General features: G+C 62.0%; 20 protein-coding genes. 8 read left to right on the top strand and 12 right to left on the bottom strand.

Going from position 1 to position 19,516, the window contains the following annotated elements; all coding sequences use genetic code 11:
* Positions 1-174 precede the first annotated feature (174 nt).
* Positions 175-663, top strand: a complete 489-nt coding sequence (mscL, locus tag R5M92_RS15440) for a large-conductance mechanosensitive channel protein MscL (RefSeq protein WP_346796853.1) — start codon at positions 175-177, stop codon at positions 661-663.
* Positions 664-667: 4 nt separating this feature from the next.
* Here mscL and R5M92_RS15435 read toward each other — a convergent pair whose 3' ends face one another.
* The 11 genes from R5M92_RS15435 to hemC form a co-directional block, all read right to left on the bottom strand.
* A complete protein-coding gene (locus R5M92_RS15435) occupies positions 668-1,333 on the bottom strand; it encodes a nitroreductase (RefSeq protein ID WP_346796852.1) in 666 nt (221 codons plus the stop codon).
* Between the two features lie 73 nt (positions 1,334-1,406).
* Positions 1,407-2,627 carry an ABC transporter substrate-binding protein gene (locus tag R5M92_RS15430; protein ID WP_346796851.1) on the bottom strand — a complete coding sequence of 407 codons (1,221 nt, stop codon included), beginning with the start codon at positions 2,625-2,627 and terminating at the stop codon, positions 1,407-1,409.
* Between the two features lie 94 nt (positions 2,628-2,721).
* Complete coding sequence (locus R5M92_RS15425) at positions 2,722-3,201, bottom strand: MarR family transcriptional regulator (RefSeq protein ID WP_346796850.1); 480 nt, start codon at positions 3,199-3,201, stop codon at positions 2,722-2,724.
* A 71-nt stretch (positions 3,202-3,272) separates the two neighbouring features.
* Complete coding sequence (gene aliB, locus R5M92_RS15420) at positions 3,273-4,412, bottom strand: cyclohexanecarboxyl-CoA dehydrogenase (RefSeq protein WP_346796849.1); 1,140 nt, start codon at positions 4,410-4,412, stop codon at positions 3,273-3,275.
* A gap of 23 nt (positions 4,413-4,435) precedes the next feature.
* On the bottom strand, positions 4,436-5,218 hold the full coding sequence (locus R5M92_RS15415; protein WP_346796848.1) for an enoyl-CoA hydratase-related protein: 783 nt from the start codon (positions 5,216-5,218) through the stop codon (positions 4,436-4,438).
* Between the two features lie 48 nt (positions 5,219-5,266).
* Positions 5,267-6,034, bottom strand: a complete 768-nt coding sequence (locus R5M92_RS15410) for a glucose 1-dehydrogenase (protein WP_346796847.1) — start codon at positions 6,032-6,034, stop codon at positions 5,267-5,269.
* 35 nt (positions 6,035-6,069) lie between these two features.
* The gene (locus R5M92_RS15405) at positions 6,070-7,719 is read right to left on the bottom strand and encodes an AMP-binding protein (RefSeq protein WP_346796846.1); all 1,650 of its coding nucleotides are present in this window, start codon (positions 7,717-7,719) and stop codon (positions 6,070-6,072) included.
* Positions 7,720-8,013: 294 nt separating this feature from the next.
* Positions 8,014-9,276, bottom strand: coding sequence for a heme biosynthesis HemY N-terminal domain-containing protein (locus R5M92_RS15400; RefSeq protein WP_346796845.1), 1,263 nt, complete (start codon positions 9,274-9,276; stop codon positions 8,014-8,016).
* Positions 9,273-10,817 carry a uroporphyrinogen-III C-methyltransferase gene (locus R5M92_RS15395; protein ID WP_346796844.1) on the bottom strand — a complete coding sequence of 515 codons (1,545 nt, stop codon included), beginning with the start codon at positions 10,815-10,817 and terminating at the stop codon, positions 9,273-9,275. Before R5M92_RS15395 ends, R5M92_RS15400 begins: the two co-directional genes overlap by 4 nt.
* Before the next feature lie 16 nt (positions 10,818-10,833).
* Entirely contained in the window at positions 10,834-11,610 is a 777-nt protein-coding gene (locus R5M92_RS15390; RefSeq protein ID WP_346796843.1) for a uroporphyrinogen-III synthase, read from the bottom strand.
* Entirely contained in the window at positions 11,607-12,551 is a 945-nt protein-coding gene (gene hemC / locus R5M92_RS15385) for a hydroxymethylbilane synthase (RefSeq protein WP_346796842.1), read from the bottom strand. Before hemC ends, R5M92_RS15390 begins: the two co-directional genes overlap by 4 nt.
* A gap of 213 nt (positions 12,552-12,764) precedes the next feature.
* On the opposite strand from hemC, the gene argH reads away from it, so the two are divergent.
* The 7 genes from argH (at position 12,765) to R5M92_RS15350 (ending at position 18,861) form a co-directional block, all read left to right on the top strand.
* Positions 12,765-14,168: an argininosuccinate lyase gene (gene argH / locus R5M92_RS15380; protein ID WP_346796841.1), complete on the top strand. Its 1,404-nt coding sequence runs from the start codon at positions 12,765-12,767 to the stop codon at positions 14,166-14,168.
* Between the two features lie 38 nt (positions 14,169-14,206).
* Positions 14,207-14,308 (top strand): LPS translocon maturation chaperone LptM, encoded by a 102-nt coding sequence (gene lptM / locus R5M92_RS15375; RefSeq protein WP_417339173.1) that lies wholly within the window; start codon positions 14,207-14,209, stop codon positions 14,306-14,308.
* Complete coding sequence (gene lysA, locus R5M92_RS15370; protein WP_346796839.1) at positions 14,309-15,580, top strand: diaminopimelate decarboxylase; 1,272 nt, start codon at positions 14,309-14,311, stop codon at positions 15,578-15,580.
* On the top strand, positions 15,580-16,413 hold the full coding sequence (gene dapF, locus R5M92_RS15365; protein WP_346796838.1) for a diaminopimelate epimerase: 834 nt from the start codon (positions 15,580-15,582) through the stop codon (positions 16,411-16,413). The genes lysA and dapF overlap by 1 nt, the downstream gene beginning before the upstream one ends.
* 63 nt (positions 16,414-16,476) lie before the next feature.
* Positions 16,477-17,187 (top strand): DUF484 family protein, encoded by a 711-nt coding sequence (locus R5M92_RS15360; protein WP_346796837.1) that lies wholly within the window; start codon positions 16,477-16,479, stop codon positions 17,185-17,187.
* Complete coding sequence (locus R5M92_RS15355; protein ID WP_346796836.1) at positions 17,180-18,094, top strand: tyrosine recombinase XerC; 915 nt, start codon at positions 17,180-17,182, stop codon at positions 18,092-18,094. Before R5M92_RS15360 ends, R5M92_RS15355 begins: the two co-directional genes overlap by 8 nt.
* Positions 18,094-18,861 (top strand): HAD family hydrolase, encoded by a 768-nt coding sequence (locus tag R5M92_RS15350; protein ID WP_346796835.1) that lies wholly within the window; start codon positions 18,094-18,096, stop codon positions 18,859-18,861. The genes R5M92_RS15355 and R5M92_RS15350 overlap by 1 nt, the downstream gene beginning before the upstream one ends.
* Here the strand turns inward: R5M92_RS15350 and yihA are convergent.
* Positions 18,834-19,478, bottom strand: coding sequence for a ribosome biogenesis GTP-binding protein YihA/YsxC (gene yihA, locus R5M92_RS15345; protein ID WP_346796834.1), 645 nt, complete (start codon positions 19,476-19,478; stop codon positions 18,834-18,836). The two genes, R5M92_RS15350 and yihA, sit on opposite strands and share 28 nt — an antisense overlap.
* Between the last annotated feature and the right edge of the window lie 38 nt (positions 19,479-19,516).

The raw sequence follows: 19,516 nt of genomic DNA, 5'->3' as shown, positions 1-19,516 counted from the left end.
AAAAAGCCGGTCCACCTCTGCCTTGCGGGCTCCGCTGACATATGTCATGCATTCAACTGCGATAACTTTATATAACAACTAGTCATTTGCCCCAACGAGCTCTAACCCATGCTCGGATTGGATAATGGCGCCAAGAGCATGGCTTAAACAAATCGACGAGACTGAGAGTGATATATGACAAAGTTCTTCAAGGAATTTCGTGAGTTTGCGGTGAAAGGCAATGTCGTCGATATGGCGGTGGGCATCATTATCGGCGGTGCGTTCACGCTTATCGTGCAACGCCTGGTGGCTGACGTGATGAACCCGGTCATCGGCTTGCTGGTTGGCGGTGTTGATTTCTCCAACCTGTTTATCGTGCTTCGTCAAGGGACCGCGCCGGCCCCTTACGCAACGTTGGCCGAAGCCCAGAGCGTGGGGGCCGTCACGCTGAATATCGGCCTGTTTCTCAATGCCGTGGTGAGCTTTTTCATCGTCGCGTTCGCTGTGTTCTTGCTGGTGCGTACCATCAATCGGCTGAAGCGGGAAGAAACGGAGGAGCCCAAGAGCCCCGTCGAAAAAGCCTGCCCTTTCTGTTTGATGACCGTGCCGATCAAGGCGACTCGCTGTGGCCACTGCACTTCCGAATTACCTACCTCTTCTGGAGTGGAAAAGCCACAAAGCTAAGTGCCTAACCGTAAAAGCTGGCGAATCCGCTCACCGGTTCACGCTGCGTAATAAAATGATTTTCGGGCGCGTCCGGGTCTTCATGCCCCAGCGCGATGCCGCAGAGCAGTAGCGCGTTTTCATCTAGCTTGAGTTCATCACGGATAAGGGTGTGGTACCAGGCAAAAGCTGCCTGTGGGCAGGTGTGCAGCCCCTGGCCGCGGGCGGCCAGCATCACGCTTTGGATAAACATGCCGCAGTCCATGAAACTACCCGCTTCCAGGCGGCGATCCATGGTGATGAAGAGCCCCACGGGGGCATCGAACAGGTGGAAATTCCGCCGCGCCTGCGCTTCGCGTTCGGCTTTGTCTCCACGACCGATGCCAAGGGTCTCGTAGAGACCAAAGCCGCATCGTCGGCGGCGCTCCAGGTAGGGCTCGAACCAGTTCTGCGGATAGTAGTGGTATTCAGGTGTATCGCTTCGGCCGTGGTCGACGGCATCCAGCAGGCGTTGGCAGAGTCGGTCTTTGGCGGCACCCGCCACGACATGTACGTTCCAGGGTTGGATGTTACTGCCGCTTGGGGCGCGGCTTGCCACCGCTAGTATATGTTCCACCATGGCCCGATCCACTGGCGTGGGCAGAAATCGCCGCACGGACTTCCGGGTTTGAATCGCTTCATCGACATGCATGTTCGGCTCCAGGTCAAAGCGTCGACGAGAAGGACGGACCTCCTTCTCGTCGACGGCAGTCTTGTTACCCGAATCAGGGATTGATCAGGTGGCAACGGCTTTCCGCCAGGGGCTGGAAGGCTTCATCACCGGGGATGTTGCGCAGAATACGGTAAAGATCCCACTCGTCTTTCGATTCCGCCGGTGACTTGACCTCCGCCAGGTACATATCATGCACCATGCGTCCGTCGTCGCGAATATAGCCATCGGTGGCGAACATGTCGTTGACCGGCGTTTCCTGCATCTTGGCACGTACGCTTGCGGTATCGTCCGTGCCGCTCGCCTCGACCGCATTCAGGTAGTGCATGGTGCTGGAGTAGACGCCGGCCTGGACCATGGTCGGCATGCTACCGGTGCGTTGCTGGTAGCGTTCGGCCCATGCCCTGGCCTGATCGTTCATGTCCCAGTACCAGCCGGTGGTGAGCTGCATGCCCTGAGTGTTCTCCAGGCCGAGCGCCTTGATGTCATTGAGGAACACCATCAATCCCGCCAGTGACTGGTCGGACTGCGCCAGGCCGAACTGACCAGCGGTCTTGATGGCGTTCACCGTATCGGCTCCGGCATTGGCCAGGCCGATTATCTTGGCGCCGGAGTTCTGGGCCTGCAGCACATAGGAAGAGAAGTCATTGGTGTTGAGCGGATGGCGCACGCTTCCCACCACCTCGCCGCCGTGTTCTGTGACCACGTCGGATACATCATTCTCCAGCGAGTGGCCGAAAGCGTAATCGGCGGTGATCATGAACCAGCTGTCGCCTCCCTCCTCCAGGATGGCCTTGGCCGCGCCGTTGGACATGGCGTAGGTATCATAGACCCATTGGATGTGGTTGGGTGTGCAGTGCTCGTTGGTAATGCCCAGCGCGGCGGCACCCGATACCATGCCGAGCTTGTCATGCTCGTTCAGCAGCTGCGTGGCGGCAATGGTGACGGACGAGGCGACGAGCCCCGCGACCATGTCGACGTTGCGCTGGTCGATCCATTCGCGCACCGTGTTGGCGCCGACATCGGCGCTGTTACGGTCATCGCCGCTGAACACCACGATCGGTGCGCCGTTGATTTTGCCGCCGTGATCCTCGACGGCCATGTTGAGCGCCTCCAGGCCGCCGGGACCGGCCAGGTCACGGTAGGGCCCGGACATGTCGGCAAGGTAGCCGATACGAATCTCGTCATCGCTGATATTCGCTTGGGCACTGCCGGCGGCGGTAGCAAGAGCGACGCTCAAGGCGATCGCCACTGGTTGCTTGTGTAGAACGGACATAGAACCCCCAACCCCGCGTAAAACGAGGCAATTGTTGTTGTCGATATGGGTGGTAAGGCTGATTTTGCCGCCAAGGCGGCGTTACTTTGACTGGTTAGGGTGTATCGGTGGTTCCCCCCTTGGCGTTTAACGCCGTACTCTCCAGATCGTGCTGAAACTTGTTGAGGTAGTGCAGCAGGCTGACCGTTTCATCGAAAGAAAAGCTGGCGAGCCCTTCCCGGTAGAACTCGTGAATGAGCGGTTGCAGGCTCTCCCAGTAGGCGCGACCCTGCTGAGTGAGCAGAATGATGCGAGCCCGCTTGTCATCCGGATGCGGGATGCGCTGGATATGCGAGTCACGCTCCAGGCGCTTGAGTACACCGTCCAGACTCTGGCGGCTGACCACGAGGTACTCGGTAAGCGCATTGAATGACACTCCCTCTTCGTAGCCCTTGCGCGACAGTGCCCCGAGTACCGCCCACTGCACGGTAGTCAACCCCACTTCACTGACGGTCTGCTTCTGCAGGATATTGCTGACCTGAAAAAGCCGAAAAAATAGCCGGTTGGCCACGCTCTTGTCGTCTTCGATCGCCATCGGAACTTCCTTGACTAAGGCATTGGAAATAGCGTCCAGGCGATCGAATGAACCGAGCGGAAAGCGGGCGTTCACGCAGGGACCGACTGGCGCGCAATGATATTTTTCATGATCTGGGCGGTGCCGTCGCCGATTTGCAGTCCCAGCACGTCGCGCATGCGTTGGGAGAAGGGCAGATCCTCGCCCCATCCGGTGTGGCCGTGGGCCAGCATGCACTGCTTGATCACATCGAAGGCCAGCTTCGGCCCCCACCACTTGTTCATCGCCGCTTCGGCGGTGTGTGGTTGCTGGTTATCTTTTAACCATAGTGCGTAGTAACACTGCAGCCTGGCCGCTTGCACGTAAGTCTGGTACTCGGCAAGCGGATGCGTCAGGCCCTGGAAGGCGGCGAGTGGCTGGCCGAAGGCTTCACGTTCGGTCAGCCATTGCCAGGTTTCGTCCAGCGACTGTTGCGCAACGGCCAGACACTGCAAGCCAATCAGCGCACGGCTGTAATCGAACCCTTGCATGACCTGCTTGAAGCCCTGGCCTTCGCTGCCCAGCATGTGATCGGCGGGCACGCGCACATTGTCGAAGAAAATCGAGCCGCGGCCAATGGCCCGTTGGCCGGAGTCCTCGAAACGGCTGGTGGAAATGCCGGGGCTGTCCATGGGTACCAGGAAGGCGCTGATCCCGCCAGCACGCTGCTCCTGGGTACCCGTGCGGGCAAACACGACCGCCACGTCGGCCTGGTCCGCCATCGAGATGGAGGTCTTTTCGCCTGTGAGCAGAAAGTCGTCGCCGTCGCGACTGGCCTTGAGCTTGAGGTTGGCAGCATCCGAGCCGCCGTGGGGCTCGGTGAGGGCGATACAGCATATCTTGCGACCGGCGGTGATGCCGGCAAGCCACTCCCTGGCCAGTTCGGGCCGGGCGTGATGGGCGATGATCTGGCCGTTTAACGAGGCGAGAAGCGGCAGGTAGCCGACATTGAAGTCGCCCCGGGAAATCTCCTCGACGATGATGCCGCTGGTGACGCAGTCCAGGCCGCTGCCGCCGTACTCCTCGGGCAGCTCACCACCGAGACACCCCATTTCGCCCAGCTCGGCGACCAGTTCACGTTCGATGCAAGCATCCTTTTCACGCTGGCGGTAACGGGGCGCCAGGCGCTCGCCGGCGAGACGGGCGACGCTATCGCGAATCGCCTCTTGTTGTTCGCTGAATGCAAAATTCATGCAGCAGTCCTCACGGTAGGGCGTTATTGGGCGTACTTGCGGAACTCGGGCTTGCGCTTCTCCTTGAATGCCGCGACGCCTTCCCTGGATTCGTCGGTGTCGTAATAGAGGCTCAAGGCCTGCATGCCGAGCGCCCCGATACCGGCGATGTTTTCGCTATCCGCATTGAACGAGCGTTTGGCGATGGAGAGGGCGGTGGGGCTTTTCTCGAGGATCTCGTCGCACCACTTGCGCACCTCCTCGTCGAGCTGCTCGGGTGGCACCACGGCATTGACCAGTCCCCAATCCAGCGCCTGCTGGGCGGTGTACTTGCGGCATAGGTACCAGATCTCCCGGGCGCGTTTCTCGCCAACTACACGGGCCAGGTAAGCGGTGCCGAAGCCGGGGTCCACCGAGCCGACCTTGGGACCCACCTGGCCGAAGATTGCCGTTTCCGAGGCGATACTGAGATCACAGATCACATGCAGGACATGGCCGCCGCCGATGGCGAAGCCGTTGACCCGAGCAATGACCGGTTTGGGCACCTGGCGAATCAGCGTCTGTAGTTCCTCGACGGGAAGGCCGATGATGCCGCGACCATCGTATTGGCCTTCATGAGCTCCTTGGTCACCGCCGGTACAGAACGCCTTTTCACCCGCGCCGGTGAGTACGATCACGCCGATCGATTTGTTCCAACCGGCGCGATTGAAGGCATCGAGCAGCTCCATGCATGTTTGCCCACGGAAAGCGTTGTAGCGATCCGGCCGGTTGATAGTGATGGTGGCGACGCCATCATCTTCGCTGTAGAGAATATCTTCGTAGTGCATGTCGGGCTCCAGAAGCCGAATGAGATAAAAGCAGGAAATCAGCGTGCGCTAGCCAGCCATCGTCAGTCCGCCGGAAACACTGATGACCTGTCCGGTGATGAAGCTGGCTTCATCGCTGGCGAGCATGACGATAATGCCCGGGTAGTCCTCCGGTTGCCCGATGCGGCGCATGGGCACGGCATTGCGGAATGCCTCCAACAGCTTTTCCGGGTCACGGGAGGTATCGGCCACGCTTTGTAGCAGCGCGGTATCGGTAGGCCCCGGACAAACCACGTTCAGCGTGATGTTCTTGGTGGCAAGTTCCCGGGCGAGAGTCTTGCTCAAGCCCAGCAGGCCCGCCTTGCAGGCGGCGTAGACGGCTTCGCCGGAAGATCCCACGCGGGCGGCGTCGGAGGCGATATTGATCACCTTGCCGCCCCCGGCCTCGACCATCTTCGGCAGCACCACATGGTGCATGTTGAGCGCCCCGGTGAGGTTCACCGCAATCAGGGCCTCCCACATGGAAGGTTCGGTTTTCAGAAACGGCATGAAGCGGTCGAAACCGGCGTTGTTGACCAGCACGGAAGGGGTGCCGAGTTCCGTTTCGATGCGGGCGACCGTGGCTTCGATGGCCGCATAGTCGGTGATATCCGCGGCATAGGCGCGCGCCTTGCCTCCCAGTTCGACAATGGCATCGACGCTGGCTTGAGCGGCCTGTTCGTCACGATCCAGCACAGCGACCAACGCGCCTTCCTCGGCAAAACGCCGGCTTACCGCACGGCCTATTCCACCACCACCGCCGGTCACGATGACCGTTTTTCCGTTCAGTCCTTGCATGGGTAGCTCTCTTATCGTGAGTAAAATCTGGGGATTCAAGCGTTGGGTGCCGTAGTGGCTTGTTCTCGCAGCTTGAACTTCTGAATCTTGCCCGAGGGGGTGCGTGGCAGTTCCTCTAGTACTTGCAGGAATTCCGGCTGGTACTGGCGGGTCATCTGACGCTCGGTGAGAAAGCGTGAAACTTCCTCCAGCGTGAGCTCGTCATGACCCTCCTTGAGGGTGACATAGGCACACAGGCGTTCGCCGAGACGCTCATCTGGCTGACCCACCAGGGCAACGGCCTGGATAGCAGGGTGTTGATAGAGCGTGTTTTCAATATCGACGATGGGAATATTTTCGCCGCCGCGTATCACCACATCCTTGGAACGGCCGGTGATGCGAACGTAACCTTGCTCATCCAGGCGCGCCAAGTCGCCGGTGGGGAACCAGCCTTCGTCATCCACGCCGTAGAGGTCGGGTTGCTTGAAGTAACCCACGAACAGGCTGGCGCCGCGTACCCAGAGGCTGCCTTCCTGCCCGGGTGGTAGGGGGCGGCCCTCGATATCGGTGACCTTGAGTTCCATGTACGGCAGCGGGCGGCCATCGCTTTCCACCGCACGAGAGGGGTCGTCTTCCAGACAGGTAGTGGTCACCGCACCGTTTTCGGTCATGCCCCAGGCGGAAATGATGCGGGTAGGCAGGTTGCGAGCCGCCTTTTCCACCAGAGGGCTGGGAATTGGCGCGCCGGCACACAAAAATAGCTTCAGCGACTGCAGGTCCGGGCCGTGGTCGATAGCTTGTTCAGCAATATCGGCCAGGAAGGGGGTGGAACCGAGCATCAGGCTGGGCCGCTCGGCACGAATGATCTTGACCGCCTCTTGCGGTAGCCACGTGTCCTGGAGTATGGCGGTGGCTTGCAGGTAGATCGGCATCATCAAGCCGTAGAGAAAGCCCAGCTGATGCGCCAAGGGCGAGGGCATCAGCGTGGTGTCGTCGGCACCCAGCGCCAAGCGTTCGGCCAGGGGACGAATATGGCTCATCAAGGTATTGGATGTATGCATTACCCCCTTGGGCTTGCCGGTCGTGCCCGAGGTGTATAGCAGCTGCACCACGTCATCGCCCGAGGGGCGGCGTTCATCGAAGAGCCTGGCCACATCCAACGTTTGGTCATGCTCGTGACCGAGCAGGCACGCATCAAAGCTGCTGTCTCCTTCACCGCCAATCACCAGTACATGCGCCAGACTGCCAAGCTCTTTCTTCAGTCCCGCCGCCATGGCGCCATGATCGAAACCGCGAAATACCGTCGGTACGACCAGTACCTTGCTCTCCGCCTGGGCCAGCATGAAACGCAGTTCATGTTCACGGAAAATAGGCATCAAGGGATTGAGGATGGCGCCGATGCGTACACAAGCCAGGTGCAGCGCGGTCATTTGCCACCAGTTGGGTAACTGGCAGGAAACGACATCATCGCGCTCGACTCCCAATGAAACGAGCCCCACCGCAATCCGGGCGACACGCTCGGCGAGTTCGCGATAGCTAAGTGTCGAATGCTCACCAGAGGCCATGGTGTAGGTGATGATAGCAGTCTTGTCGGGAACCCGGGAAACCGCTTCATCAAGATAATCGGTAATGAGCATGTCATTCCATGCGCCGCTATCCTTCATGGCAATGCAACGTTCGGGCGTCAGGTTTGTTGTCATTTTCATACCTAAGCTCCAGTTTTTATTTAATATTTGGCGATTATTTGGGTTTTTAAAGAGGCTCTTCACTTTGGGTGTTTTAAGTTTAAAATAGGGATCACGGAAATTTATGTCAAGTAGTTGTCTTTATTTTTGCGTTATCTGTTTTGTGTGGCGAGTGTCTGCATGCCATTCACTCAAGCATCATGCGTAGGGGCGAGTTATGGCGGCACCGAGGGAAGCTATAAGCGGCTGTTTTCTAGACAAAAAAAGGGTGCCGCTAGGGGCACCCGTGGGTTCTGCTGGTCAAATGTCAAGGTGTCATGCCGACTTCTTGGCGTCCTTTTCTTGCGGAGTCTTGCCTTCGTTGGCGTCGCTGGGCTGGGGTAGCGAGGGTAGCGACTTGGCCAGCATTTCCACGCTTTGGCGGTAGTAGAGCTGGCTCTTGTTGTGCTCGCCGAGGCTGGCGAAAAGACGGGCAAGCTCGGCGCATACCACGCCGTTGGGACGTTGGCGCTGGCTGGCTTCGAAATACTCCTGGGCCTTGCCCCACTGGCCGGTACGCAGCGACAGACGACCCAACGCCAGCAACAGTTCCGGTTCGTTGGGCCGTTGCTGCAGCCACTTCTCCGCCTTGGCCAACTGCCGCGCGGCATCGACGTTGATCAGCCCGTAGCGCTTGACCAGGCGATTATCCCAGTGCTGGTCCAGCGAGTGGCTGAGCAGCCGCTCGGCGATCGGTTCCTCCCCGGCGCGAACCAGGGCTTCGGTGTAGAGCACGATCAGGTCGGTATTGGCGCGCAGGTAATCGGGCATGTCGGCCCACAAGCCGCGTACGCGTTCGATATCGCTGGGATTCTGTGCCTCGAACACGATCAGCTCGCGGTAGGCCTTGAACTCCAGCTGCTCGCGCTCCTGGGCGGAAATCAGCCTCTGGGCGGCGAGGCGGGGAATCAGCCGGCGCAGGCCCTCCCAGTCGCTGACGCTGAGGTAGACCTGCTTGAGCAGCTTGAGCACCTGAGGATGATTGTTCAATTGCTTGTCGAGACGGGTGAGGATGGCCAGCGCCTCTTCCGGTTGCTGGCGGTCGATCATCAACTGCGCCTGCATCAATCCCACGGCGGTATCGGCACCTTCCGTGGTCAGTTGTGCCTGGTTGAGATGCGCCTGTGCCTTGTCGTAGTGGCCTTGGTAGTGCGAGGCCAGTGCGGCGGACAGGTAGTTGACCAGCGGCGTGCTGGAGTCGTCGGCGGCCTTGACCAGGGTCTTTTCCGCCCGCTTCCAGCGGCCTTCGGTCAGCGCCACCAGGCCGCGTACGGTCTGTTTCATGGCCTTGCGATTGCGAGCCCGGCTGTTCCAGCGCCGGAAACGCCCCATGGGGCGAATCAGCCCTGCCAGCAGGCGCAGGGCGAAGTGAATGATGAAGAACGCGGCGAGCAGCAGCACCAGACCGAACCAGAATGAGGTCTGGAAGGAGGTATCGCCGACACGGATCAGCCAGTATCCCGGCACGGACATCATCAGATGCCCGAACAGTGCCCCCACGGCAAGCCCGAGGACGATCAGTAGCAGCAGTTTCCTCATGCTTCACCTCCATCGTCGCTGCGCGACTGGAACCGGTGCTCGATGAAATCGGACAGCGTCTGCTGGGACTCGCTGATATCGGGCAGCTCCGGCTGAATGCGTGTCTGCTTGAGTTCCTCGAGCCGTTCGATAACAGCCTGTGTCTCGCTGCGGCTGGTGTCGTAATACCCTTCCAGCAGGTTCACCGCCTTGTCGAGGCTGGCTTCGAACAGTTCCTGCTCCTCCTTGAGTAGCGCCAGCTGCGACTGCTCGAGTATCAGGCGCAGGCTCTGGCGCAGGTAGCTTTCCTGTTCGGGTGTGATCAACGCTTCCAGGGCTTCGTCGTGATGACGCACCACCACAAGGTCTCTCAGCTCGGCGCCGAAGCGGGCGAGCTGACGCTCGAAGGCGCCGCTGGGGGGCTGTTCGATTCCCGAGGTGATGGCACGCTCTTCGATCTCCTGGGAGAGACGCAGGTTGGCGATGCGCTCCTGCTGGGCATTGAGGGCGAGATAGAGGCCGGTACGGTCCAGCTCGGGTACGCCTTCGAGTGCGGCCAGCTCATTGGCGATGGCGCGGCGCACCGGGGTCAACGCGGGGTTGTCGGCTTCCGCCAGGCGCTCGTCGGCGGTTTCCAGCAGGGCGATGGCGCCTTCGACGTCGCGTTCGAGCTGCAGGCGCTGATTGGCCAGGCGCAGCAGGTAAGCGGCTTCGGCATGCAGCCATTCGCGATCGTCGGTCTCCTGCTCGCTGGAAAGCTCGGCCAGCACTTCATCGAGGGTCTCGTCGACTTCGCTACGGTAGCTTTCGAATTCGCTGCGCAGCTCCTCGAGGGCGGAATCCAGTGCCTCGTTGCGCTCTGTTTCGCCGCTGTCCAGGCGCGATTCCAGAGCCTGCAGCTCTTCCTGTGACGCACTCTCCTGGCTGCTGGCGGCAATATCGTCAAGACGCTGTTGCTGGGAATCGAGGCGCTGCCAGCCTTGCCAGCCGAACAGCAGTACGGCAATCGCCAATATCACCACCAGGGCCAATGCCAGCAGGCCGGCCTTGCCGCCACCGCTGGATTTACCGCCACCTGTCGTGGTGCCCGAGGGAGGCGGGGGCGTCGTGGCCTTGGCTGACGGGGTGCTGCTCGTCCTCGTACTGGAAGAGTCTGTACTGGAAGAGCCTGTACTGGAAGAGCCTGTACTGGAAGAGTTCGTATTAGCAGAGCTGGCATTGGAGGCGCTGGTCGCCGTCGCCGAGGTTTCCGGCTTGGAGGTCGGTGGGACGGTCTTGTCGTCCTGGCCGTTGACGGCACCGGAACCTGGAGTTGCAGAAGCGCTGGACGGCTTGGCGGAAGCGTCCGGCGGGTTGCCCTTGCCCCCGGCTTCCTGTGATCCATTGGCAGCGTTCTTGCGATTGTTGTAGCGGCGCGACTTGCGCTGCTGACCGGATGCGTTACCGGGCGCGGGACCTGTCGATGAGGCCGCTTTCGTCTCTTCACTGGACGCCGAGCGATCGCTGTTCGTGTCGGCGGACGGCTTTTGGGTGTCGTCCTGATCGTATGGTTGTTTGCTCATCTGTCGCTAGCCCTTGTTAAGTTCCTTGATCGACATCGGCATCCTTCGGGTTGCAGGCCCGAGCCAACGCGGCTGTCAGTGCTGCCGGGGTGGCTCCCGATGCCACCATGGGAGTACGAAAGCCCAGTGTGCCGGCCAGTGTAGCCAAACGGCGACTGGAAACGATTAGCAGTTGGTTCAAGGCTGCCTGATCGCACCAGTTTGCCAGATGTTCGAGTAATTCGCCGCTGGTGACGATCAACGCCCGGTAATCTCCTCTGGCCAGGCGCTCCCGCATGCCACTTGCGGGGGCGTCCAACTGGCGGCGATATGTCGCGGCACGTGTGATGCGCGCCCCTCGGCTGGAAAGCGTATCGTCCAGCAGGGGGCGGCCGCCTTCGCCGGTTACCAGCAGTATGCGCTGTCCTGCGACCTCGTGCAGTGACGCCAGCTCGAGCAGCGCTTCGCTGGTATCTTCCCGAGTCGAGCTGGGAAGGTGAACACGGATTCCCAGCAACTGATGCAGGGCGGCAGCGGTGGCCGCACCTACAGCGTAGTAGGCAATGCCCAATGGCAACTGGGGCCAATAACGGTCCAGTGCCTCGGCCAGGCATTGGGCGGCGAAGGGGCTGACCACCACTACCTTTTGAAACTGGTCGATGTTCAGCCAGGTATCACGCAGTGCGGCACTCTCTTTCAGGGGAACCAGCTGCATGACATCGAGCCTCTCGACAGGCCACCCCTGGCTGCGGATGGCCTCGGCCAGTACTTCGCCGCGCTCACCCGGTCGGCATATGAGTACCGGGGATGTCATCTCTGGTTGCCGTATACCTCGGCGAGGATATCGCCGGCACCCTGATCGAGCAGCTCCTCGGCGATGCGAATACCCAGTGCCTCGGGTTCGTCCAGGGAGCCGCGCCCTTCGGCGCGCAGTACCTGGCTGCCATCGGGATTTCCCACCAGGCCGCGTAGCCACAGGGTCTTGCGGTCGGCTTCGATAATGGCATGACCGCCGATGGGAACCTGGCAGCCGCCTTCCAGGCGAGTGTTCATGGCCCGCTCGGCGCGCACGCGGGTCGCGGTGTCCGGGTCGTCCAGCGGCGCCAGCAGGGAAATCAGCTCCGGGTCGTGCAGACGGCACTCGATGCCCAGCGCACCCTGACCGCAAGCCGGCAGGCAGACTTCCGGCGGCAGCGCCTTGGCGATGCGGTCTCCCAGGCCCAGGCGCTTGAGCCCGGAGGTGGCCAGGATGATGGCATCGAACTCACCATCGTCAAGCTTGCCCAGGCGGGTCTGGACGTTACCGCGCAGGTTGAGGATCTCCAGGTCCGGCCGCGCTTCGCGTAGCTGCAGGCCGCGGCGCAGGCTGGCAGTACCGATGCGCGCCCCTTGCGGCAGCTCGTCGATATCGGCGTAGTGGTTGGAGACGAAGGCATCGGTGGGATCGGCTCCCGCCAGGATGACCGAAAGCCCCAGGCCTTCGGGAAAGTGCATGGGCACGTCCTTCATCGAATGCACGGCGATGTCCGCGCGGCCATCCAGCATGGCTTCTTCCAGCTCCTTGACGAACAGCGCCTTGCCGCCGATCTTGGAGAGCGGCGTATCGAGAATCTTGTCGCCCCGGGTGGAGAGAGGCACCAGTTCGACCTCCAGGCCGGGGTTGGCCGCCATCAGCCGATCGCGGACGTGTTCGGCCTGCCACATGGCGAGTTGGCTCTTGCGTGTGGCAATGCGCAGCTTGGTAATGGATTGCACGTGTTACTCCCTTTGCCGGATACGTTCCGGAACCCTGTGCGCGGCATTACCGCCGACACGGCGAGTCAATGATTGTGTCCTCTCATCATAAAGCACCCGGCCACGCTGTAAAATCTCCAGCGAAACCGCCTGCCGCGAGCCGAGAGGACTCTGGTACACTTTCCGTCAACTATTCGTCTTGTTTTTGACCCTTGTTTTCAGGATACCCGTCTGATGAGCCAAGCCACTAACCAGTCCTGGGGCGGTCGTTTCAGCGAGCCCACCGATGCCTTCGTCGAGCGCTTCACCGCTTCCGTCAGCTTTGACCAGCGCCTGGCGCGCCAGGATATCCAGGGTTCCATCGCCCACGCCACCATGCTGGCGCGGGTGGGCGTGCTGACGGATGACGAACGCGACGCCATCGTCGGCGGGCTTGGCGAGATTCGCGACGAGATCGAGCGCGGCGAGTTCGAGTGGTCGGTGCCGCTGGAAGACGTACACATGAATATCGAGGCGCGGCTGACCGACAAGATCGGCATCACCGGCAAGAAGCTGCACACCGGCCGCTCGCGCAACGACCAGGTGGCGACCGATATTCGCCTGTTCCTGCGTGACGAGATCGATGTCATCGAGGTCGAGCTTGCGCGCCTGCGCGACGGCATGATCGAGCTTGCCGACCGCGAAGCCGACACCATCATGCCGGGCTTCACCCACCTGCAGACCGCCCAGCCGGTCACCTTCGGCCACCACCTGCTGGCCTGGCAGGAGATGCTCGCCCGCGACCACGAGCGGCTTTTGGACTGTCGCAAGCGTGTCAACGTGCTGCCGCTGGGCGCTGCCGCCCTGGCCGGCACCACCTATCCCATCGACCGCCATGTCACCGCCGAGCTGCTGGGTTTCGAGCGCCCCGCCGAGAACTCGCTGGATGCGGTGAGCGATCGCGATTTCGCCATCGAATTCACCTCCTTCGCCAGTATCCTGCTGATGCATCTGTCGCGCATGAGCGAGGAGCTGGTGCTGTGGACCAGCGCCCAGTTCGACTTCATCGACCTGCCCGACCGCTTCTGCACCGGCTCATCGATCATGCCGCAGAAGAAGAATCCCGACGTGCCCGAGCTGGTGCGCGGCAAGACCGGGCGGGTCTACGGCCACCTGATGGGGCTTTTGACGCTGATGAAGTCCCAGCCGCTGGCCTACAACAAGGACAATCAGGAAGACAAGGAGCCGCTGTTCGACGCCATCGATACGGTGCGCGACTGCCTCAAGGCGTTCGCCGACATGGTGCCCGCCATCGAACCCAAGAAGGCCAGCATGTACGAAGCCGCGCGGCGTGGTTTCTCTACCGCCACCGACCTCGCCGATTACCTGGTGCGCAAGGGTGTGGCCTTCCGCGATGCCCACGAGATCGTCGGCCAGTCCGTGGCGTTCGGCCTGCGCGAGAAGAAGGACCTTTCGGAAATGACGCTCGATGAGCTCAAACAGTTCTCCTCGATCATCGAACAGGACGTGTTCGAGGTGCTGACCCTGGAGGGCTCCGTGGCCGCGCGCAATCATATCGGCGGTACCGCGCCCGATCAGGTGCGGGCTGCGGCGCAGCGTGCCCGTGAGGCGCTGAATGTGCTGAAGGAGGCGATGTGATGCCGAGACGCGCCTGGCTGAGGGTGGCGCCGCTAGCGATGGCGGTCATGTTGCTGGCGGCCTGTGGCCAGAAGGGGCCGCTTTACCTTCCCGACCCGGAGCCAGCCGATCAACGCCCAGCCGCCGAGCAGGAGACCTGAATGGATCATTTCAACTATCGCGATGGCGTCCTCTATGCGGAGGATGTGCCGCTTCCCCGCATCGCCGCCGACCACGGGACGCCGTGCTATGTCTATTCCAAGGCTACCCTGGCGCGCCACTTTCGCGCCTACACCGAGGCCTTGGGCGGCCATCCTCACCTGATCTGCTACGCGGTCAAGGCCAACTCCAACCTGGCGGTGCTGGGGTTACTGGCGCGCCTGGGGGCGGGCTTCGATATCGTTTCCGTGGGTGAGCTGGAGCGTGTGCTCAAGGCGGGCGGCGATCCCGCCAAGGTGGTGTTCTCCGGCGTGGCCAAACAGGAAGCTGAGATGGCGCGGGCGCTCGAGGTCGGCATCAAGTGCTTCAACGTGGAATCGCGCTCGGAACTCGAGCGGCTGAACCGGGTGGCCGAGCGTCTGGGGCGGGTGGCGCCAGTGTCGTTGCGGGTCAACCCCGACGTGGATGCCGGTACCCATCCGTATATTTCCACCGGCCTCAAGGACAACAAGTTCGGGATCGCGGTGGACGAGGCCCTCGAGGTGTACGCCCTGGCGGCGCGGCTGCCGCACTTGAAGGTGGTGGGCCTGGATTGTCATATCGGCTCCCAGTTGACCGAGACCGCCCCGTTCCTGGATGCCCTGGAGCGGCTGTTGGCGCTACTCGATCGCCTGCGTGAGCAGGGAATCGTCGTCGAGCACCTGGATCTCGGTGGCGGTCTGGGGGTGACCTACCGCGACGAGCGCCCACCGCAGCCGTTCGATTACGCCACCGCACTGCTGGAGCGTCTCTCCCGTTGGGAGGGCAGCGAACGCTTGACGTTGCTGTTCGAACCGGGCCGCTCGATCGCCGCCAATGCCGGTGTGCTGCTGACCCGGGTGGAATTCCTCAAGCCCGGCGAAACCAAGAATTTCGCCATCGTCGACGCGGGGATGAACGACCTGATCCGGCCTTCGCTCTACCAGGCGTGGCAGGCCATCGTGCCGGTGGATACCCGTAACGCGCGGCAAACGGGCCTTTACGATGTGGTCGGCCCGGTATGCGAGACCGGCGATTTCCTGGGCAAGGACCGCGAACTGGCGATCGGCGAGGGGGACCTGCTGGCCGTGCGTTCCGCCGGTGCCTACGGCTTCGTGATGGCGTCGAACTACAACAGCCGACCGCGTCCGGCGGAGCTGATGGTGGATGGCGACCGGGTGCATGTGGTGCGAAGGCGGGAACGCCTGGAAGAGCTGTGGACCGGTGAAGCGCTGCTGCCGGCGGGAGCGCTCTGATGCTGTTGCACTTCACCAAGATGCACGGGCTGGGCAACGATTTCGTGGTAGTGGATCTCGTCACCCAGCGGGCTCGTCTGCGCGAAGAGCAGATTCGCGCCCTGGCCGATCGGCGTTTCGGCATCGGTTTCGACCAGCTGCTGATCGTCGAGCCACCCCGCGACCCGGAGATGGATTTCCGTTATCGCATCTTTAACGCGGACGGCAGTGAAGTGGAGAACTGCGGCAACGGTGCGCGCTGTTTCGCCCGCTTCGTGCGCGACCAGCGACTGACCCACAAGCTCGATATCCGTGTCGAAACCGCCGGTGGTCCGTTGACGCTCACGGTACAGCACGACGGCCAGGTGCGTGTGGATATGGGCAGTCCCCGCTTTACTCCCTCGGCACTGCCTTTCGAGGCGCCCGGTGATCAGCCCCTGCACAAGCTTGACGTAGACGGTGAGACGCTGGAAGTCGGTGTGGTCTCCATGGGCAACCCGCACGCGGTGCTGCAAGTGGATGACGTGGAAACGGCGCCGGTAGCACGTCTGGGTGCGGCTATCGAGGCGCACCCGCGTTTTCCAGCGCGGGTCAACGTGGGCTTCATGCAGATCGTCTCGCCCAATGCCATTCGCTTGCGCGTCTTCGAGCGTGGCAGTGGAGAAACCCTGGCCTGCGGCACCGGCGCTTGCGCGGCGGTTGCCAGCGGCATTCGTCAGGGATTACTCAAGAGCCCGGTCAACGTTCAGCTGCCCGGCGGTGAGCTGGTGATCGAATGGCCCGATCCGGAAGCGGCGTTGATCATGGTGGGGCCGGCAACGCGTGTGTTCGATGGGCGCATCGCGTTAAGCTGATAGGCCTAGTGGAATATAAGACCACGTGGTAAACAGGCCTAAGTGGAAAACAGGAGTAAGGCAATGTCTTCGGTCCCCGAGCCACGCAAGACCTTGGATCCCGATCAAGTGGCCTTCTGGCTGGCCCGACATCCCGATTTCTTTGTCGGGCGTGAAGGCTTGCTGCAGCAGTTGGCGGTGCCGCATCCGGAAACCCAAGGGGCGATATCGCTGCTGGAGCGCCTGGTGATCGACCTGCGCCAGCGCGCCGAAACCGCCGAAAGCCGGCTGGAGCATCTGCTGGAGTCCGCTCGCCACAACGAAGCCCAGTACCGGCGGCTTCGTGAGACGCTGCTGGCGCTGGTGGCGGCTCCCGACCGCGATGCCCTGGCTCAGGCACTCGCCACCCAGCTCAGCGAACATTTCGGCACATCGGCGGTAGCGCTGTGGTGCCCGGCGTCGTTGAGCGATAGCGAGCCGACCCCACCGCAGCCGCCGCGCCAGGTGCTGGATCAGCATGCCAGCGCCCGCTTGGGCGCCTTGCTGGATGGGCGCACCAGCCGCTGCGTGAAGCTCAGCGTCAGCGACTGGAAGTGCCTGTTGCCTCATGTGAAAGCGCCACGCAAGGCGGGCTCCTGTGCCATCACGCGCCTTGCCGAAGGTGAGCCGCTGGGATTTTTACTGTTGGCGAGCCCCGACCCCGAGACATACCGTGCCAGCATGGATACGCTGTTTACCGAATATCTGGGAGATGTGGTGGCACGCCTGCTGACACGTCTTGGCGGCCATGAGTGAGACGGCGCTGAGCGCTGCCATCGAGGCGTTCCTCAAGCAGCTGGGCGGCTATGCCAGTCCCGCCACGGTGATAGCCTATCGCCAGGACCTGCAGGCGCTGAGCGCCTTTGCCGAAAGCCGCGACGTGACGCAGCCCGAGGCGCTGGATACCCCATTGCTGCGTGCGTTCCTCGGCGCCCAGCGCAGCAAGGGCCTGGCCCCGCGCAGCCTGGCGCGCCGCCGAGCCGCGCTTTCCCGCTTCGCCGATTACCTGGTGAAGCGAGAGAGCCTGCCCCATAATCCGGTGTCGCTGCTGCGTACCCCACGTCAGCCAAGCCATCTTCCTCGCCCGCTGGATATCGACCAGCTCAACCAGTTTCTGGATACCCCTCATGACGGTTCGCCCCTGGCGATCCGTGATCAGGCCATGCTGGAGTTGCTCTACTCCAGCGGCCTGCGCCTGGCTGAGCTCGCCTCGCTGGACATTCATGCCGTTCACCACCAGCAGGTACGCGTGATAGGCAAGGGTGCCAAGCCGCGCCAGGTCCCTGTGGGCCGTCGGGCTCAGGCGGCACTGGCGCAGTGGCAGGCGGTACGGGGTCAACTGGCCGCGGCCGATGAAACCGCGCTGTTCGTCGGCGCGCGGGGGAATCGCCTGGGCCATCGGGCGATCCAGAAGCGCCTGGCGCAACTGGCGGTGGTACGTGGCTTGCCGGAACATCTGCATCCGCACCGCCTGCGCCACTCGTTTGCCAGCCATTTGCTGGAGTCGAGCCAGGATCTACGTGCGGTTCAGGAGCTGCTGGGCCATGCCAACCTGGCCACCACGCAGGTTTATACCCGGCTCGACTGGCAGCACCTGGCGACCAGCTACGATAGCGCCCACCCTCGTGCCAAACGACAATCCCGAGAAAACCGAGAGCCGTGATGTCCCGTCTGCAAGCCTTGACCTTCGATCTGGACGATACGCTGTGGGACAACAGCGGCGTCATGCTGCGCACCGAAGAGGGGCACTATGCCTGGCTGCTGGAGGCGCTGGGCGCCTGGCGCTCGACACGCCGGGAGCCGCCGCTGGCGCTTGGCCAGGCCGAGGGGATGGCGGATTACCTGCAGCGTCGCCAGCGAATTGCCGTGGAAGTACCCGAGCGGCGCGGCGACTTCACCTGGCTGCGGCTGCGCGCACTCGAAGCCCAACTGGAAGCGTATGGCCTGCCGCGCAGCGCCGCGATTCTCTGGGCCGCTGCGGCAATGAACGAGTTCCACCGCCTGCGCGTTCAGGTCACTCCTCATCCCGAAGCGGCCGGATTGCTGGCAGCCCTGGGGGAGCGTTACCGGCTGGCGGCCATCACCAACGGCAACATTCACCTCGGGCGTCAGCCGCTGGCTGCCTATTTTTCGGTGGCTATCGCCGCTGGCGAGATACTCGCGCCCAAGCCCGACCCCAAGGCATTTCTCACCGCGCTATCACGACTTGACGTGGCACCGGAGCGCGCCATGCACGTGGGAGATTCCTGGCATGAGGATATTCTTCCTGCCCAGCAGTTGGGTATGCAGGCGGTATGGATCGCCCCGGAAGACGTGGCACCTCGGGCCTTGCCGGCGGGGGTTCATCGGCTGGCGCATATACGCCAGCTACCCGCTCTGCTCGAGCGAGTCACTGAGACGAGTCACTCGATTGGCGGAGCAAACCACTGATCGAGACGCCGGGAGAGTGTATCCACGCCGTCACGCTTGAGTGAGGAAAATAGCTGCACGGAAACCAGATCTTCCCATTCGCGCAGACGACTGCGTACCTGTTGCAGGGCGTTCTTGGCGGCTCCGTTTTTAAGTTTGTCGGCCTTGGTGAGCAGAATATGCACCGGCATGTTACGTTGGTCGGCGAAACCCAGCATCATCTGGTCGAATTCGGTCAGCGGATGTCGAACATCCATCAGCAGGACGAGGCCACGCAGGCTGTAACGCTCGCGCAGATATTCGGAGAGGTGGTGCTGCCACTCCAGCTTCACCGCTTCGGGTACCTTGGCATAGCCGTAGCCGGGAAGATCGACTAACCGCAGAGCCGAATCGTTGGCGACAGTGAAGAAGTTGATCAACTGGGTACGCCCCGGGGTCCGGGAAGTCCGTGCCAGGCTGTTCTGCTGTGTCAGCGCGTTGATGGCACTGGACTTTCCCGCGTTGGAACGGCCGGCGAAGGCGATTTCGGCGCCGGTATCCTCAGGGCACAGAGCGAGCGTAGGTGCGCTGATCAGAAAACGCGCGGTAGGGTAGTTCAATCGTGGTATCGATGTGTCGGCGGGTGTGTTTGACGGCATGAAACGATCCTGGAAGTGATGAAACCAAAGGGTATAGA

The sequence above is a fragment of the Halomonas sp. Bachu 37 genome (assembly GCF_039691755.1).
Classification (GTDB): domain Bacteria; phylum Pseudomonadota; class Gammaproteobacteria; order Pseudomonadales; family Halomonadaceae; genus Vreelandella; species Vreelandella kashgarensis.
This window is presented reverse-complemented; position numbering and strand designations above follow the sequence as displayed.